The organism is Ralstonia sp. UNC404CL21Col (assembly GCF_000620465.1).
GTDB lineage: Bacteria > Pseudomonadota > Gammaproteobacteria > Burkholderiales > Burkholderiaceae > Ralstonia > Ralstonia flatus.
This window is the reverse complement of sequence record NZ_JIBE01000004.1, coordinates 539659-552955: the sequence shown is the minus strand read 5'-3', so window position 1 is coordinate 552955 and position 13297 is coordinate 539659. Positions and strand designations below refer to the sequence as shown.

Below are 13297 nucleotides of genomic sequence, written 5' to 3'. Positions count from 1 at the left end.
GGACGGAGGCGCAGGCGGGGGGCTTCAGAAAGATGCCCGTCGCGCAAGCTTGCGGCGTTCCCGCCGCCTGCGCGACCGTGTTTCTCATATCGGGGTGCCTATCAGCGCGACCACCGCAACGAAGGATCGCTGATAAGCGCTTCCAGTCCACCGCTTGAATAAATGTCTGCTTGCAGCATCGCCTTGCCGGTGGTCGGGTCAATCACGTCGCCCAACAGCTGCTGGACTGTGGTCACAGCGTTGGATGGGTCCATCACGCTCTTGTGTGCCGCCTCGACGTCATTCAGGGCCGCCAGAGCGTTGTCACGCAGCCCCGCCAGATTCGGCGTATGCGTGATCGCCACATCGATCACGCCCTGGCGCTGCACTTGAGTAGCGTCCCGCATGAGCGGCTCCAGCTGATTCAACTGGTTGAATCCCCACGTCATGTGCTGCGTAGCCTGCGTTTGCAGGGCACCGCCGAGGTTCTGCATGTTGCCGGCGGCAGCGCCATCCTGCTCGAGCGTTTGCCGGGTGGTCTTCAACTCATTCAGGTCATGCGTCAGGTTGACCAACGCGGCCTTTTTTTCCGGGGTGCCGGGCAGGTATTGCGCGACTGCCTGCATGTCCTGTCGGGTCTGGTCCAGCAGCGGTGCGACTGTGTTGTGCGCATAGCTGTCGGTGTCCATCACGGTGTAGGGGCTGCTGTTCTGTGCGCCCACGATGTTCCTGACGTCGTCCGCGCGTTGGGTCTCGACTTGGAAGTCGGCCAGGAAGTCTGCCGGCTTGCCGTCCGCCATGTAGTTCCGGCCCCTCGCCTTGATGGCTTCGCTGCCGCTGTTGGCCTCTGCGCTGACCACGTCCTGAAACTGCTGCGTCTGCGAGTGGACCTCGCGCAGCATGTCGGTATCGAGTTTTCCGGCACGCGCCTGGGCGACCAGCGTGCGGCACGCATCCTCTGCCGCGCTGACCTGCTCGCGCTCACGGTTGACGGCCTCCATGGCCGCGCTGGCGCCAGGCTCGGACGTCTTCGTGGCGAGCAGCTTTGCAGTCGTGAGCACTTGCGATGGCCCGCCGTTCAGCGGATGCGAGGCGTTGAAGTTTCTCAGTGTGTCCAACGCTGCCGTAGTTTCCGGCGTGGGGGCATGCGCTTTCCAATAGCCGATGCTGGCGCCGTCGATCATCGTCATGGTGGGGCTCGTGAAGAAATAGACCGAGCCAGTCTAGTCACGCTCCGGCGGCAGCAGGCCTACGAACATTCCGAGGCTGTGCGGTTGGATGCCTCCCACGGGTGACCGGTTTCCGTCTTGTTTTTGCGCCGAGGAGCGTCGGATGAAGCTCGAAGCGCACATACGTTTCAGAACGCAAAATATGTACACAAAAAACGTATGGAATTGTTGACAGAAAAATGGCGCCCCTCCAAGATTCCGGCAAATACGCGGCATCACGCCGCATGAATGCTGGCGAATGGAACCCGCCCCATCCGCCTAAAGCACGCTCCCGGCATTGACACGGGGGCGGCCCCAGGAGACAGACAATGCGCCAATCCCCCGGCCAACCCTCGCCCTCTTCGTCGACAATCACCGGCGCCATTGCCGATCCCGTCAACGAGTTTCTGCCATTGCCGCGCCTGTTTGCGCTTGGCCTGCAGCACCTGCTGGTGATGTATGCCGGCGCGATCGCCGTGCCGCTGATTGTCGGCAATGCGCTCGGCCTGTCGAAGAGCGATCTCTCGTATCTCGTTAATTGCGACCTGTTTGCGGCTGGGATCGGCACGCTGATCCAATCGCTCGGTTTCCTGATTTTCGGGATCCGCCTGCCGGTCATGATGGGCGTCACGTTTGCGGCGGTTGCGCCCATGATCGCCATCGGTGTGGAGCCCGGCATGGGGCTACCCGGCATCTTCGGGGCGTCGATCGTTTCCGGCGTGTTCGGCATTGCCGTTGCGCCGCTGATGGGGCGGCTGCTCGGCCTGTTCCCGCGCGTGGTGACGGGCACGGTCATCATGCTGATCGGCTTTTCGCTGCTGAGCGTCGGGATCAACTGGGCCGCAGGCGGCCAGCAGATGATTCCGCAGGTGGTGGACGGCGTGAAACACATGGTGCCGAACCCGGCGTTTGGCGATCCGTTCGGCCTGGCCATTGCCGCGCTTGTGCTGGTGACGATCCTGCTGCTGACCAAGTTCGGCAACGCACTGCTGTGCAACATCGCCGTGCTGCTGGGTATCGTGACGGGCACGCTGGTGGCGGCGGCGTTCGGCAAGGTGTCGCTGGCCGACGCGAGCGCCGCACCCCTGATGACGCTGGTGACGCCGTTCTACTTCGGCATGCCGAAGTTCGAGCTGTCCGCCATCATTTCGATGTGCATCGTGATCGTGATCACGCTGGTGGAATCAACCGGCATGTTCCTCGCGCTGGCGCACGTGGTGGGCAAGCCGATCTCGCGCAACGAGTTGACCAACGGCCTGCGTGCCGACGGCTTGGCGACAGTTGTTGCAGGCGTGTTCAACACGTTCCCGCATACGTCGTTCTCGCAGAACATCGGGCTGGTGTCGATCACGGGCGTGCGGTCACGCTATGTGGCGGCCGCCGGCGGGGTGCTGCTGATCGTGCTGGGGCTGTTTCCGAAGCTGTCGTACGTGGTGGCATCGGTGCCGCAATACGTGCTGGGCGGGGCGGGCATCGTGATGTTCGGCATGGTGGCCGCAGCCGGTATCCGCATGCTGGGCATGGTCGATTTCCAGCAGCAGCGCCATAACCTGCTGATCATCGCGGTGTCGGTCGGCTTTGGCATGATGCCGACGCTGGCGCCGGCCTTCTTCCATCACTTCCCGGACTGGACGCGCCCCATCACCCACAGTGGCATCGTGATGGGCACGCTGGTGGCCGTGGTGCTGAACGCCTGGTTCAACGGCATCCGCGGCTCGCACGAAGTCATGCACGGTGCGGCCGCAGCCGCGCATTGAACATCCAACGCCGCGCTTCAACGCGGTTCAGGTTTCTCCGGCAACCGAGACGCGGTATGCGGTGTGCTGCCGGTAGACCTGGCCCGGGCGCAGCATGACCGCTTCCGCATCGGGCATGTTGACCTGGTTCGGGAACGCGCTCGCTTCCAGACATAAGCCGCTGCGTTGCGCGTGCGTGCCCGACAGCATGTGGCCCGAATAGAACTGAAGCCCGCGCTGATCGGTGAGCACGGTCAATTCGCGGCCGCTGCCGGGTTCATACAGCCGCGCGACCGGACGCACATGCGGGCGATCGTCCGGCGCCATATTGCGCAACACGAAGCAATGGTCGAACCCGCCGGCCTGCGCCAACTGCGCGTTGGGCCAGTCCAGCCGCGCGCCAATGGGCGCCCCCTGCCGAAAGTCGAATGCCGTGCCCGCGACACTCATTGCTCGCGTCGGGATCAGCTTGGCATCGACTTCCAGAAAGGCATCGGCATCGATCGACAGGATGTGGCCCCGGATGTCGGTGCCGGGTCTGCCGCTGAGGTTGAAATACCCGTGGCTGGTCAGGTTGATTGGCGTGGGCGCATCGGTGCGGGCTTCGTAGTCGATCGACAGCGTGCCATCGTCGTCTAGCGCATAGCGAACTCGCACGGCGACATTGCCGGGGAATCCGGCATCGCCTTCCGGAGACGTGAGCCGCATGACCAGAGCGCCGTCCTGGTCCTCGGCGTCCCATAGTGCCCGATGAAAACCGCTCGCGCCGCCGTGCAGCAGGTTGCCGCCCTCGTTGCGGTCGAGCACGTAGTCGATGCCGTCGAGCGTAAAGCGCGCGCCGGCAATCCGGTTGGCCCAGCGTCCGATCAAGCCCCCCAGATAGCCGCCCGATTCAAGGTAGGCGGCAGGCGTCGCATGGTTGAGAAGAATCTCGCCCAGACGCCCGCTGCGATCCGGCGCCTGCCAGGAGACGAGCGTCGCCCCCAGATCGCTGATGGAAACGCGCATGCCCGAGGCATTGCGCAGCGTGAAGAGCCGAACCGGTTCACCGTCCGGCAAGTGCCCCCACGTTGCCGACGAGATGGCGCCGTCGAGCGGCGCGTGTGCGGAGAGCGCGGGCGCGATGCTCATGATTGGCTCTCCGTGGTGGCGCGTTCCTGGTATTCGCGCGGCGTGCAATCCAGCTCACGGCGGAATACGGCATGCATGTATTGCGGAGAGGTAAAGCCGCAGCGCACCGCCACCTCGGCGGTAGCGACATCACGGCTGGCCAGCATGTGCTTGGCCGCGTCGAGCTTGTGGCGAAGGATTTCCTGGTGCACGGTGCAATGCAATTCACGACGAAAGTGTTCTTCGAGCGATGACCGCGAGATACCGACGTAGTCCGCGACCTGCTCGGTCTTGATCCCTTGGCAGGCGTATTGCCGAATGAAGTGCCGCGCCCGCATGACATACGGGCTGGCAAGCGGCTGATGGCGAGACGACGCCAGCACATTGATGCCCACGGGTGGCACGAGAATCTGCCGACCTGCCAGGCGCGCGCCGCCCAGCATCTGGTGCAGCAGATGTGCGGCGGTGCGCCCCATCTCCACGGTGCCCTGAATGACCGATGACAACGGGATCCGGCTCAGCGTGCGCGTGAGCGGATCGTTGTCGATGCCGATGATGGCGATCTCTTCCGGCACCGCGAACCCTGCCGTCATGCAGGCTTGCAGCAGATGCCGCGCCCGCGCATCCGTTACGGCGATGATGCCGATGGGCTTGGGCAAGCCGCGCAGCCATTCGATCAACTGGCTGATCGCCTGATGCCAGGTCGGTGCGCTGGTCGACAGGCCCCGGTAAATCTCCTGGTCAACGGGCGTGGCGGGATTGTCCTGCCGGCGCAAGCGCGTAAAGGCCAGTTCGCGCTGCTGTGCCCAGCGGTTTTCCGGCGCCTGGGGCAGGCTGTACAGCGCAAAGTGCTGCAGGCCGGCTTCGATCAGGTGCCGGTAGGCGAGCGCGACCAGCTTGCCGTTGTCCGTGGCGACATAAGGCTCCTTTGCGGGGTAGTGCGCCGGGTCTTCATACGAAGAGCCGACGGCCACCACCGGTAGCGGGCAACCACGTAGCGCTTCGGCGACGGCGGGGTCGTCGAAATCCGCAATGATGCCGTCGCCGTCAAAGCGCTCGATGCCGGGCAGGCGGCAGCGGAAGTCCTCTTCCAGAAACAGGTCCCACGTCACGCGGGTGGAGCGCATGTAGTCGCCAATGCCCGCGATGATCTCGCGGTCGTACACCTTGTTGGCGTTGAACAGCAGCGCAATGCGATGAATCCGCGCGTGCTGCGATGGATCGGGCAATTGACGGTGCATGGGCTATTGGGCGCTCGCGGTGGCGGGGGTTTGCCATACGGCGGCGGTGCTGGGGCGTGCCGCTCGCCCGCACATTCTATGGGCTGCATGCGGCGCTGTCAGACGATGCCCGCCGGGTGGCAAGAAATGTTAGGGCGGTTGGGCAATTTCGTAATTGCCGGTGCCAAGGCGGCGCATGCACCATGCGACTGCCGTCGAGCCGGCCGAAATCTATTGCGGCGCAGCAGACGCCACGTCGGTACCCACCAACAAAAGAAGATGGAGTGAGACATGAAATCGAACCAACGCCGTTGTGTTCTGAGGGCCGCCTTTTGCGGTGCAGTGCTCGCCAGCCTGTCGATGGCCGCGCCGCTGGCGCACGCGAGCAAGGCGCATCCGGAAATTGGCTTCTGTATCGACGACCTGCGCGTGGAGCGCTGGTCGCGCGACCGCGATTACTTTGTCGCAGCGGCGGAAAAGCTGGGTGCCAAGGTGTCGGTGCAATCGGCGGACGCCAGCGAGCAACGCCAGATCTCGCAGATTGAGAACCTGATCTCGCGCGGTGTCGACGTGATCGTCATCGTGCCGTTCAACTCCAAGGCGCTCACCAACGTGGTGGCCGAAGCCAAGAAGGCCGGCATCAAGGTGGTGTCGTATGACCGCCTGATTCTCGATGCCGACGTTGATGCCTACATTTCGTTCGACAACGAGAAGGTGGGCGAGCTGCAAGCGCAGGGCGTCTACAACGTGCGCCCGAAGGGCAATTACTTCCTGCTGGGCGGCGCGCCCACGGACAACAACGCGAAGATGCTGCGGCAGGGCCAGTTGAAGGTGCTGCAGCCGGCCATCGACCGCGGCGACATCAAGGTCGTCGGCTCGCAATGGGTGCCGGAGTGGAGCGCTTCTGCGGCGCTGGGTATCGTTGAAAACGCGCTGACGGCGAACAACAACAAGATCGATGCCGTGGTCGCCTCCAACGACGGCACGGCCGGTGGCGCAATCCAGGCGCTGGCTGCGCAGAAGCTGGCCGGCAAGGTGCCGGTGTCGGGGCAGGATGCCGACCTTGCCGCCGTCAAACGTGTGATTGCCGGCACGCAGACGATGACGGTCTACAAGCCGCTCAAGCTGATTGCCACCGAGGCCGCGCAGCTTTCGGTGGCGCTCGCCAAGGGTGACAAGCCGAAGTACAACGCGCAGTACGACAACGGCAAGAAGAAGGTCGACACGGTGCTGTTGCAGCCCACCCAGCTCACGAAGGACAACGTCAACCTGGTGGTGAAAGACGGCTTCTACACGCAGGCGCAGATCGGCGGCCAGTAAGGTCCCGCAGTCAGGACCGCTTTGTGCCGGCGATGCGCCAACGCTGCATCGCCGGCCGCGTTCGTACCTCAAGGACGGGGCATGTCTGAACCTTTGTTGCAGATGCGCGGCATCGTCAAGACGTTCGACGGTGTGAAGGCGCTGGACGGTATCAACCTGGTCGTGAAGCCGGGCGAGTGTGTTGGCCTGTGCGGCGAGAACGGCGCCGGAAAGTCGACGCTCATGAAGGTGCTTTCGGGTGTCTACCCGAGCGGCACCTGGGATGGCGAAATCCTCTGGGAGGGGCGGCCGCTGCACGCGAGCGGTATTCGCGACACCGAGCGCGCCGGCATCGTCATCATCCATCAGGAACTGATGCTGGTGCCGGAATTGTCGGTGGCCGAGAACATCTACCTCGGCAACGAAATCACGCTGCCAGGCGGTCGTATGAACTACGCGGCCATGTACCAGGGCGCAGACAAGCTGCTGCGTGACCTGAACATCCAGGGCATCAACGTGGCGCTGCCCGTGATGCACTACGGCGGCGGGCACCAGCAGTTGATTGAAATCGCCAAGGCGCTGAACAAGCGCGCCAAGCTGCTGATCCTGGATGAGCCGTCGTCATCGCTCACGGCGGCGGAGACGCGCATCCTGCTCGACATCGTGCGCGACCTGAAAGCGCGCGGCATTGCGTGCGTCTACATCTCGCACAAGCTCGATGAGGTGGAGGCGGTATGCGACACGGTCACCGTCATCCGCGACGGCCGCCATGTGGCCACCGCGCCGATGGATGCGCTCACCACGGACCGCATCATCGCGCACATGGTCGGGCGCGAAATTACGCAGCTGTTCCCACGTGAACCGCATCCCATTGGCGAGGTGGTGTTCGAGGCGCGCAACGTGACGTGCTACGACGTCAACAACCCGGCGCGCAAGCGGGTCGACGGCGTGTCCTTCGCGGTGCGGCGCGGCGAAATCCTCGGCGTGGCGGGGCTGGTCGGTGCGGGGCGCACCGAGCTGATGCAGGCCGTGTTTGGCGCGTATGAAGGTGCCAGTGAGGCGGACCTCGTCCTGGACGGAAAGCCGTTGAAAATCCGCGCGCCGCTCGATGCCATTCGTGCGGGGATCGCCATGGTGCCGGAAGACCGCAAACGTCACGGCATCGTCTCGCTGATGAGCGTCGGGCACAACATCACGCTGGCCGTCCTTCAGCGGTTCGCGCGTCTCGGTCGCATCGACGGCGCGGCCGAACTCGACACGATCCGCAAGGAGATGCGGCGGCTCGCCGTGCGTGCCGCGCATCCGATGCTTCCCATTGCCAGCCTGTCGGGCGGCAATCAGCAGAAGGCGGTCCTCACCCGAATGTTGCTCACGGAGCCGCGCGTCCTGATTCTGGATGAGCCGACCCGCGGCGTGGACGTCGGCGCCAAATACGAGATCTACAAGCTGATCGGCGATCTCGCTAAGCGTGGCATGGCCATCATCGTGATTTCGTCGGAGTTGCCCGAAGTGCTTGGCATTTCGGACCGCGTGCTCGTGATCGGCGAGGGTGAACTGCGCGGCGATTTCGTGAACGACGGACTGACACAGGAACACATTCTGACCGCCGCCATTCAGCCAGTCCGGCACACACCCAGGCACACACCCGGGCACGCACCCACTCTCCATCAGGCAGGTCACGCATGACTTCTCAAACCAGCCCACAAGCCGCCGGCAGGGTCGCCGATTCGCGCAATACGTTCAAGGCAAGCCAGCGCCTGAGGCAACTGTTCGCACGCTACAAGATCCTGGCGTTGCTGATCGCCGTGGCCGCGATCTGGCTGTTCTTTTCGATGCTGACCAACGGCGCATTCACCTCGCCGCGCAATCTGTCCAACCTGCTGCGCCAGATGTCGATCACGGGGATGCTGGCCTGCGGGATGGTGTTCGTCATCATCGCGGGCGAGATCGATCTTTCGGTCGGTTCGCTGCTTGGCTTGCTCGGCGGCGTGGCGGCCATTCTGGATCAAGGATTGGGCTGGCCGATCACGGCGACGGTGCCCGTGGTGCTGCTGCTCGGCGTGGGCATGGGCCTGTTCAACGGATGGTGGTCGACCTACCGGGGCGTGCCGTCCTTCATTGTCGGCCTGGGCGGCATGCTCGCGTATCGCGGCATCCTGCTCGGCCTGACGCATGGCTCGACGATTGCGCCGGTGTCGGACAGCTTCGTGCTGATCGGCCAGGGCTACCTGCCGCGCCGCGTGGGCGACCTGATGGCGGTGCTGATCTTCTGCCTGTTGATCTTCGTGGTGATCCGGCAGCGGCGTGAGCATCGCCGTTATGAACTCGATGTTGCGCCGCTTTGGCAGGACGTCGCCAAGCTTGTTGTGGCGGGCGCGGTCATCGTCGCCTTTGTCGCCACGCTCAACAGCTATGGCGGCATCCCGGTGCCGGTTCTCCTCGTTCTGGCGTTGCTGGGTATTTTTTCCTGGATCGCCAGCCAGACGGTGTTCGGCCGCCGTATCTACTCCGTGGGGTCAAACCTTGAGGCCACGCGCCTGTCGGGCATCAACACCGATCGCGTGAAGCTGGCCATCTTCGGGCTCATGGGGCTGATGTGCGCGTTTGCCGGCATCGTGAATACGGCGCGTCTTGCTGCCGGTTCGCCCTCCGCCGGAACCATGGGCGAGCTGGATGCCATTGCGGCGTGCTTCATCGGCGGCACGTCCATGCGCGGCGGCGCAGGCACCGTGTACGGCGCGCTGGTCGGTGCGCTCGTCATGGCCAGCCTCGACAACGGCATGTCGATGCTCGACGTCGACGCCTACTGGCAGATGATCGTCAAGGGCGGGATTCTCGTGCTGGCCGTCTGGGTCGATGTCATCTCGCGCTCCGTCCGCCGCTGAGGCTGCGCTACACGTTTTATCTCCTTTGCTGTCACAGGAATCTCCTATGTCTTATGCGATTTATCCGAGCCTCGTTAACAAGAACGTTGTGATTACCGGCGGGGGAAGCGGCATTGGTGCGGCCATCGTTGAAGGCTTTGCCAAACAGGGGGCGCGCGTGACGTTTCTGGATATCGCGCGGGCTGACTCCGAAGCGCTGGCGACATCGCTGGGCGAATGCGTGCATCCGCCGGTCTTCCGCCACTGCGACTTGCGCGATATCGACGCGCTCAACGCCACGTTCGCGGACATCGAGGCCGACGCCGGTCCCATCGACGTCCTGATCAACAACGCAGCGAACGATGACCGCCATCAGATCGGAACCGTGACGCCGGCGTATTGGGACAACCGCATCGAGGTGAACCTGCGCCATCAGTTCTTCTGCGCGCAAGCCGTGTTGCCCAGCATGAAGAAGCAAGGGCGCGGCGTGATCCTGAACCTCGGGTCGATTTCGTGGCACCTGGCCCAGCCGGACCTCGCCATCTACATGACGGCCAAGGCCGGCATTGAAGGCCTGACGCGCGGCCTGGCGCGCGATCTTGGCGGGTTCGGCATTCGCGTCAATTGCATCGTGCCCGGCGCGGTGCGCACGCCGCGTCAGATGGCGCTCTGGCAATCCCCCGAAAGCGAAGCCAAGCTGCTGGGCGAGCAATGCCTGCATGAACGCGTCGAGCCGGAACACGTGGCGCGCATGGCGTTGTTTCTTGCATCGGACGACGCTGCCCGCTGCACGGCGCGGGAGTACTTCGTCGATGGCGGGTGGTACGGCGGATGATGGCGCCCATCATTCCGGAATGCGTCTGGCGCGTCGGTGCCACGCTGGGGGAAGGCGCGGTGTGGCACGCCGCATCGCGCTGCGTGGTCTTTGTCGACATCAAGGGCCGGCGGCTCTATCGCTATGACCCGGATACCGATGTGCGCCGCAGCTGGGTCGCGCCCGGCCAGATCGGCTTTGCGCTGCCCGGCGTTGACGGCAGTTGGGTCTGCGGCGTGCAGGGCGGTCTCTACCGGTTCGATTTCGCAAGCGGTACCTTCAGCCGCATGCTGCCCGTAGAGACCGATCGGCCGGGAAACCGCCTGAACGACGGCTATGTCGATCGCACCGGGGCGCTGTGGTTCGGCTCGATGGACGATGCGGAGCGCGAGGCGAGCGGGCAGCTCTACCGCGTCGGTCGGGATGGCCGGTTGAGCGTGCGCGATTCGGGCTACGTCATCACGAACGGCCCGACCGCGAGCCCGGACGGCCGCACGCTGTATCACACCGATACCTTGCAGCGCGTGGTTTATGCCTTCGACCTCGGTGACGACGGCTGCCTGCAACACAAGCGCGTCTTCACCGCCATCGACGGCACCGGTTACCCCGACGGCATGGCTGTCGATGAAGACGGGTGTGTGTGGATCGCGTTGTTTGGCGGAGGCCGGATCGAGCGGTTCTCACCCGACGGCCGAAGCGTCGGGCGCGTCGCCTTTCCGTGTTCCAACATCACCAAGCTCGCGTTCGGCGGCGATGATTTGCAGACCGTCTATGCAACCACCGCACGAAAGGGCCTGACGGAAGAGGCGTTGCAGAAGGAGCCGCTTGCGGGCGGCTTGTTTATGTTTCGCGCGCCGGTCAAGGGGCTCCCATCCACGGAATGTGCCGTGGACGTTTCCGCAGCGACGTCCGATCAATCCTGACGGAAGAGCCCGCGCGCTGCCAGGTTGCGATACAGGGCGCGGACACCGAACGTCCACGGTGCGATCTCCGTCGACAGGCGCACCGTGTTGACCAGCGCGCCGAGGGGCGGGGCGCTGATCGTCACGCGGTCGCCGAGGTGGTGCGTGAAGCCGGCACCCGGCGCGTCGCGGTCCTTGATCGGCGAGAACATCGTGCCGAGAAACAGCATGAAGCCGTCCGGATACTGATGGTGCGGCCCACAGGTTTGCGCGACGAGGTCGAGCGGGTCACGGCTGATCTCGCTCATATGGCTCACGCCGTCGAGCACGAAGCCGTCGTCGGTGCCCTCAACACGCAGCGATACCTGCGTCGTGCGAATCGTGTCGATCGTGAAGTGCTCGTCAAACAGGCGCACAAACGGGCCGATGGCGCAGGAGCCGTTGTTGTCCTTGCATTTGCCCAGCAGCAGCGCCGAGCGCCCCTCGATGTCGCGCAGGTTCACGTCGTTGCCGAGCGCCGCTCCCACGACATGCCCGGCGCTGCTGACAGCCAGCACGATCTCCGGCTCCGGGTTGTTCCACCGTGAGGCCGGATGCAGCCCGACGTCGGCGCCGAACCCGACTGCCGACATCGGCTGCGATTTGGAAAACACTTCTGCATCGGGGCCGATGCCGACTTCCATGTATTGCGACCACGCGCCGCGGCGCTGCAGTTCTTCCTTGAGCCGCATGGCGGCATCGGAGCCGGGCTTGATCTTCGAGAGATCGGAGCCCACCACGCCGACAATGGATTCGCGCACGTCGCGGGCCTTGGCGGGGTCGCCGCCGGCCTGTTCTTCGATCACACGTTCGATCAGGCTGACGGCGAACGTCACGCCGCAGGCCTTGATCGCCTGCAGATCATTCGGGGCGAGCAGGGCGGGAGCGTTGCTTGCACGATCGGCGGCCATGGAACGTTCGACCAGCGCTTCGACGCGGCCCAGGTCTTCCCCGGGTGCCTGCCGGGCGACGGCCAGTGCGTCAGGATGCTCGAACAGATCCGACACGGTCGGCACGGCTTCCGTGATATCGAAAACGACACCGTTGCGTACCACCACGACGGATGGCCCCTCGCCGTTGGCCGTTGTGCGCCACACTCGACCGACGAGCGTTGCATGCTCAAGATCGTGCGGCAAATAGTTGGCGATGTCGGTCATGTGCACTCCGTGAGTAGGACACCCCTGTTGCCAGGGAACCCGCGTGATCGTAGAGACGGCGATGCAGGGTGTCCAACGCTGTGACGCAATTTCCAACCTGTTGGACAATCGAGCCACTCATGAACGGGACAGGTTTCCAGTGAAGACAGACTATGAGGTGCCAGCACTCAAGCGCATTCATGACGTGCTGGAGATACTCTGTGCGGCGACGTCGCCCGTGCGGCCGGCTGCGTTGGCGGAGGCGACGGGCATGTCCAGAAGCACCTTGTACCTGCTGCTGGAGTCGCTCGAAAAGCGACGCTGGATCGAGAAGCGGGGCGACGGCTACCTGATCGGCTTGACGTTGTTTGAGCTGGGCAACGCCTATTTCCGTCACGACAGCCTGCTGGCAGCGTTCCGGCGCGAATCCGCCGCTTTCGTGGCCACGCACAACGAAGTCGTGCAGCTCGCCGTGCTCGACGGCACGGAGGTCGTCTATATCGCGCGGGAGGATGCGCCGCGGCCGGTGCGCCTGGTATCGGATGTCGGCCTGCGCCTGCCGGCCCATTGCTGCGCGCTGGGCAAGGCGCTGCTGGCGAGCCTCGATGACGAAGCGGTGTGTGCGCTGCTGCCGGCGCGTCTTGCCGCCATGACGGAGCACACCACCACGCGCCGCGCCGATTTGCTCAATGAGCTTGAGCGCATTCGCGTGCGAGGCCTTGCGACGGAGCGCGAGGAGGTGGTGGCGGGGCTGGCCTGCTTTGCGGCGTTCGTGGGTGTGACGCCGCTGGGAAAGCGCGTTGCGGTGAGTTCCAGCGTGCCTGTCAGCAGATTGGACGCCCGCCGGGAGAAGCGCCTCGTCGTCGGTGTTGCAGGCATGGCGGACCGCATCGGCCGCGCGCTCGCGCAGGCATAGCGGCGGGCTGCTGCGTGGCCGGTTCCGCTATGATCGCCACTCCTCTTTTTTCTTTCCTCTTTCCTTTGGCGCGT

Annotated in this window: 11 protein-coding genes; 7 read left to right on the top strand and 4 right to left on the bottom strand. The window is 64.4% G+C overall.

Features of this window, described 5'->3' with window-relative positions; all coding sequences use genetic code 11:
* Positions 1 to 101: 101 nt before the first annotated feature.
* On the bottom strand, positions 102 to 1169 hold the full coding sequence (locus N511_RS0110640) for a hypothetical protein (protein ID WP_027679281.1): 1068 nt from the start codon (positions 1167 to 1169) through the stop codon (positions 102 to 104).
* Positions 1170 to 1516: 347 nt separating this feature from the next.
* Between N511_RS0110640 and N511_RS0110635 the strand changes: the two genes are divergently transcribed.
* Positions 1517 to 2944: a nucleobase:cation symporter-2 family protein gene (locus tag N511_RS0110635; RefSeq protein ID WP_027679280.1), complete on the top strand. Its 1428-nt coding sequence runs from the start codon at positions 1517 to 1519 to the stop codon at positions 2942 to 2944.
* Between the two features lie 27 nt (positions 2945 to 2971).
* Here N511_RS0110635 and N511_RS0110630 read toward each other — a convergent pair whose 3' ends face one another.
* On the bottom strand, positions 2972 to 4054 hold the full coding sequence (locus tag N511_RS0110630; protein WP_027679279.1) for an aldose epimerase family protein: 1083 nt from the start codon (positions 4052 to 4054) through the stop codon (positions 2972 to 2974).
* Positions 4051 to 5274 carry a XylR family transcriptional regulator gene (locus N511_RS0110625; protein WP_027679278.1) on the bottom strand — a complete coding sequence of 408 codons (1224 nt, stop codon included), beginning with the start codon at positions 5272 to 5274 and terminating at the stop codon, positions 4051 to 4053. The genes N511_RS0110630 and N511_RS0110625 overlap by 4 nt, the downstream gene beginning before the upstream one ends.
* A gap of 270 nt (positions 5275 to 5544) precedes the next feature.
* Between N511_RS0110625 and xylF the strand changes: the two genes are divergently transcribed.
* From xylF to N511_RS0110600, 5 genes are all read left to right on the top strand, one after another.
* Positions 5545 to 6573, top strand: a complete 1029-nt coding sequence (gene xylF / locus N511_RS0110620; RefSeq protein WP_027679277.1) for a D-xylose ABC transporter substrate-binding protein — start codon at positions 5545 to 5547, stop codon at positions 6571 to 6573.
* 81 nt (positions 6574 to 6654) lie between these two features.
* On the top strand, positions 6655 to 8238 hold the full coding sequence (gene xylG / locus N511_RS0110615) for a D-xylose ABC transporter ATP-binding protein (protein WP_027679276.1): 1584 nt from the start codon (positions 6655 to 6657) through the stop codon (positions 8236 to 8238).
* Positions 8235 to 9437 carry a sugar ABC transporter permease gene (locus N511_RS0110610; RefSeq protein ID WP_027679275.1) on the top strand — a complete coding sequence of 401 codons (1203 nt, stop codon included), beginning with the start codon at positions 8235 to 8237 and terminating at the stop codon, positions 9435 to 9437. The genes xylG and N511_RS0110610 overlap by 4 nt, the downstream gene beginning before the upstream one ends.
* A 46-nt stretch (positions 9438 to 9483) precedes the next feature.
* Positions 9484 to 10251, top strand: coding sequence for an SDR family NAD(P)-dependent oxidoreductase (locus N511_RS0110605; RefSeq protein WP_027679274.1), 768 nt, complete (start codon positions 9484 to 9486; stop codon positions 10249 to 10251).
* Entirely contained in the window at positions 10248 to 11153 is a 906-nt protein-coding gene (locus N511_RS0110600; protein ID WP_027679273.1) for an SMP-30/gluconolactonase/LRE family protein, read from the top strand. Before N511_RS0110605 ends, N511_RS0110600 begins: the two co-directional genes overlap by 4 nt.
* On the opposite strand, the gene N511_RS0110595 is transcribed toward N511_RS0110600, so the two are convergent.
* Positions 11144 to 12328, bottom strand: a complete 1185-nt coding sequence (locus N511_RS0110595) for a fumarylacetoacetate hydrolase family protein (RefSeq protein ID WP_027679272.1) — start codon at positions 12326 to 12328, stop codon at positions 11144 to 11146. The two genes, N511_RS0110600 and N511_RS0110595, sit on opposite strands and share 10 nt — an antisense overlap.
* Positions 12329 to 12467: 139 nt before the next feature.
* Between N511_RS0110595 and N511_RS0110590 the strand changes: the two genes are divergently transcribed.
* A complete protein-coding gene (locus N511_RS0110590; protein WP_027679271.1) occupies positions 12468 to 13223 on the top strand; it encodes an IclR family transcriptional regulator in 756 nt (251 codons plus the stop codon).
* Positions 13224 to 13297: the final 74 nt, after the last annotated feature.